Genomic DNA, 899 nt, shown 5'->3' with positions numbered 1-899 from the left:
GCCGCTAGCGTTCATCCTGAGCCAGGATCAAACTCTTCATCGTTAAATTTTAAGTCTTGCGACTATCTTTTTAACAACCAAAGAAATTGTCAGTACTCTTTAATGATTTATTCTCTTGTTCGTAATTACCGTTTCCAGTTATTACATTACGCTGTCAATTCAATATGTGTATGAACTTTTATTCTCTTTCTCTAAGCCTTATGTCGCTTAGCGGGTGCAAATATAAAACTTATATTTAAACTCGCAACACTTTTTGAAAATTAAATTTAATTATTTTTCTTGCCGTGTATCTCTATAAATCTTTGTGAACTTTCCCTAAACTTCAACCGAGGTTGCTCTGTTTCGGGGTGCAAAGATAGAACCCTTTTTTGTATTTACAACTAACTTAGTAGGTCTTTCTTTTTATTTTTTACATTTTTATATTGGAGTAGCTTATTTTCAATGGATTACATTTTAATATTTTTTAAGTTATTCCGTTTTATGGGTATACACCGCCACTTCAGACTTGCTTTTTACAGCCTCCTTTATGGATAGATTGATTATTGCTTCTTGTATTTAACCCAAAACACCTCCTTATAAGGCCTATAATTCGTGCTTTTAGGGATCAAACGTAAAACTTGGGGAGAAACTTTATCTTTGACAAAAACAGATTAGATCTTGGATATAAAATTAGCACAGTATTTGTTACCGGAAGGCGTTATGGATTATTTTGAAATTGTAGACCATAAATCATCAGAAGGTAAGGTTCATTTTTACCTAGAAGAAAAGAACGTGCTGCCCAAGGAGTACCAATCAGAATTAGCGCAATCCAAAGGCTTCTTGCCTGAGATAACCGTTGAAGATTTCCCTTTAAGAGGCAAATCGGTACTGCTCCATATAAAGCGTAGACGATGGACTCT

The 899-nt window shown here is 34.4% G+C and carries 1 protein-coding gene; it reads left to right on the top strand.

What is annotated here, in order from left to right:
- Positions 1 to 657 precede the first annotated feature (657 nt).
- Positions 658 to 899: ISAon1 family transposase N-terminal region protein (locus ES677_RS15170; RefSeq protein WP_148380069.1), on the top strand; the 242-nt coding region annotated here is incomplete at its 3' end.

It is taken from the genome of Bizionia gelidisalsuginis, from assembly GCF_008086185.1.
In the GTDB taxonomy this organism is placed as follows: Bacteria; Bacteroidota; Bacteroidia; order Flavobacteriales; family Flavobacteriaceae; genus Bizionia; species Bizionia saleffrena.
This window is presented reverse-complemented; position numbering and strand designations above follow the sequence as displayed.